2 protein-coding genes and 1 pseudogene are annotated in these 3156 nt (G+C 56.9%); 2 read left to right on the forward strand and 1 reads right to left on the reverse strand.

Annotation, left to right across the window (positions count from 1 at the left end; genetic code table 11):
• Positions 1 to 468: pseudogene (locus AC13QO_RS29755) on the forward strand (hypothetical protein); the annotation flags it as partial.
• A gap of 237 nt (positions 469 to 705) precedes the next feature.
• On the opposite strand, the gene AC13QO_RS29760 reads toward AC13QO_RS29755, so the two are convergent.
• Positions 706 to 1614, reverse strand: a complete 909-nt coding sequence (locus tag AC13QO_RS29760) for a nucleotidyltransferase and HEPN domain-containing protein (RefSeq protein WP_488542746.1) — start codon at positions 1612 to 1614, stop codon at positions 706 to 708.
• 307 nt (positions 1615 to 1921) lie between these two features.
• Between AC13QO_RS29760 and AC13QO_RS29765 the strand changes: the two genes are divergently transcribed.
• Positions 1922 to 3156: MobA/MobL family protein (locus AC13QO_RS29765; RefSeq protein ID WP_488542747.1), on the forward strand; the 1235-nt coding region annotated here is incomplete at its 3' end.

Raw genomic sequence — 3156 nt, forward strand, 5'->3', positions numbered from 1 at the left:
AATGCCGGCGACATCGTCACCGAAGCGGCCAATGAGGGGATTGACACGGTTCGCGCGAATCTGGCCGCCTACATATTAGGGACTAATGTCGAGAACCTCACATTTATCGGAACGGGGCCCTTTGCCGGAACTGGGAATGCGCTGAACAATGTTATCGTCGGGGGCAGCGGTTCCAATACGCTGACCGGTGGCGCCGGCAACGATACCCTCACTGGCGGAGCGGCAGCCGACGTCTTCGTTTATTCGTCGAACTGGGGCCACGATACGATCACAAACTTCGTGGCAACCGGCTCCGCACATGACGCGATCTCGATCGATCACAATATATTCGCCGACTGGGAATCGCTATTTGCCGCAACCGAGCAGTCCGGAAGTGATACAATTATCATGGCCGATTCCGACAACACCATAACGTTAAGGAATGTCGCTCTTTCAAGCCTGCAGTCGTGGGACTTCTTGTTTGCTTGACGGCAGTTCGGGCTTCGGCCGCCCGCACCGGCATCCCTCGGCAAGCGTCAGCAATGCGCTTGCGCAAATCCACGGAGAGAGGTCGCGCCATCATTGCTGGCCTCCCACCAGCAATGATGTTGAATCACAAGCGAAGCTGAAAAGGAATCCTCTTGGATTCATGTTGAAGCTGACCGACACTAGAATGTCCGCATTCGCCTCGGCAAATCTGGTAGCGACGACCGAACTTACGGGACATCATTGCGAGTGCCGCTGAAGCTTCGCGAGGTGCTCGGAGCAAATTGTCTTGACGAGATCAAGCAAAAAAGCGGTTTGTTTTGCGAGCCATCCGAGGGCCTCCTCGCTGATCTCGAAATGCTTCGAGTATCGCGCCTTCACATATGCCTCGTTCAGGGTATTGAACCAGGCCCGTTCCCGATGCTGATCGCGCGGAAATGCCTCGGCCAGCCGTCGGTCCTGTTCCTCGGCGAGCGAGCGCAGGAATTTGATGTTGTGAGACGGTGGACCATAATTGGTGAGCGTCAGCAGCACACAGGAGTAAGCCTGCTCTAAGGCTTGATGAAAGAGGAATGCAGCTCGCTTCTTGTAATGTTTGACGCGAGCATGCTCTGCCAACTCAAAAAACTCCTGCGTTGCCTCCAGTCGTTCCTGAAAATGTTCTTTTGCGACCCGAATGCGGTCGGCTGGTGAGAATGGCTTGGGCTCTGCAAGCGGCTCATCATCGAGTTCATACAGAACGATGCCTTCCTTGCGAATGTCGGAGAAGAAATACTGTCCTTCCCTGAGATAGGCGTTCACCTCACGCCTAGAATGGACAATGAAGCTTACCGGCGTTTCGATCGCCTTGTCGTGGATCAGCCGGTCGGCGGCCTTGTGCCAGTACTCGGCGAACTCACAGAGCTTGCGGTTGTTGACGATGATGAGGAGATCGAAATCCGAACGATAACCCTTCATCGTGAAAGGCTCATCCACCCAGCCGCCCTTGGCGTAGGAGCCGAACAGGATGATCTTTAAGATCCGGCCGCGCTTCTTGAATTCCGCCGTGCCGTCTTTGAGTGCATCCTCGAATTCCTCGTGGAGGATCTCCAGGACGCGGCCCATCTCGCGTTGTTTCCGGAGCGGCATATGGTTGAGGGACGACTTCATTGCACCATCGATAGGCGAAAGATCCTGCACCGTCTACGACAAATTCAGCACGGCCAAGCCCGTTTGCCTGGGTTTCTAAAGCGCTTTTCATGCGTGGGTCACTGGGTGCCTCGCTCTAGAGGAGCTTATAACAGGCATTTCAAAAACTCGCCTGTTATACTAACTTGAAATAGACAGTAAAATCGCTTAAGTTCTCATGACCTAAATCACACGCTGCAAAAGCCGTCTCGAAACACATTCTGGACGTGGCGGTAGCCTTGCGTCCGGTCTGTTTCCGGTAGCGATTTTCAAGGGTGGGGAGATATCATTGGCGATCATGTTTGTCAGGGCGCAGGTGATCAGCAGGGGTTCAGGACGCAGCGTCGTCGCGGCCGCCGCCTATCGCCATCGCACACGGATGACGGATCACCAAGTGGGCAGATCTTTCAGCTATCGGGGCGGTGGTCCAGAGCTGGTGCATGAGGAACTGGCGCTTCCGGAGCAGATCCCCGCTTGGCTGCACGAGAGAGTCGACGGCAAGTCAGTTGCCTGGGCCAGCGAGGCACTGTGGAATTCCGTCGAGGCCTTCGAGACGAAGTCGAACGCGAGACTCGCCCGCGAGCTGATCATCGCTCTGCCGGAGGAACTGACGAGGGTGGAGAACATCGCGTTGGTGCGCGAATTTGTGCGGGACACTCTTACCGCGACGGGAATTGTCGCCGATTGGGCCTATCACGACAAGGAGGGCAACCCACACATCCATATAATGACCACATTGCGGGCGTTGTCCGAAGATGGCTTTGGTCCAAAAAACTCTCCCGTTTTGGGCGAAAATGGCGAGCCATTACGTCGCAAAAAAACCGGCAAGATCGTCTATGAGCGCTGGGCGGGCGACAAGGAAACCTTGAAGGCCTGGAAGATCGCCTGGGCTGAAACGGCCAACCGGCATCTGGCGCTCGCCGGTCATGAGATCCGGCTCGATGGCCGCTCCTATGCCGAGCAGGGTTTCGACGGCATTGCGCAAAGGCATCTCAGGCCGGAGAAGGCGGCGTTGGCGCGAAAGAGGAGGGAGCTCTATTTCGCGCCAGCCGATCTCGCGCGCCGCCACGAGATGGCCGACCGGCTGCTGGCGGAGCCGGAGCTTTTGCTGAAGCAGCTCGGAAATGAGCGCTCGACTTTCGACGAGAAGGATATCGCCAAGGCGCTGCATCGATATGTCGACGATCCGGCAGACTTCACCAATATCCGCGCCCGGCTGATGGCGTCGGATGAACTTGTGATGCTGAAGCCGCAAGAGTTCGACCGAGAAACGCTTAAGGTCGCAGATCCGGCAGTCTTCACCACTCGGGGCATGCTGCGCATCGAATACGACATGGCGCAGTCGGTGCGGGTTCTTTCGGAGCAAGCAGGCTTCGGCGTTTCGGCTCGGCAGGTCGATGCGGCGATCGAGCGCGTCGAGAGCGGCGATCCCAAACATCCTTTTCGGCTCGACGCGGAACAGGTCGATGCCATCCGCCATGTCACCGGCGACAGCGGCATAGCGGCTGTTGTCGGCCTTGCCGG

This window comes from Rhizobium sp. CNPSo 3670 (assembly GCF_057784555.1).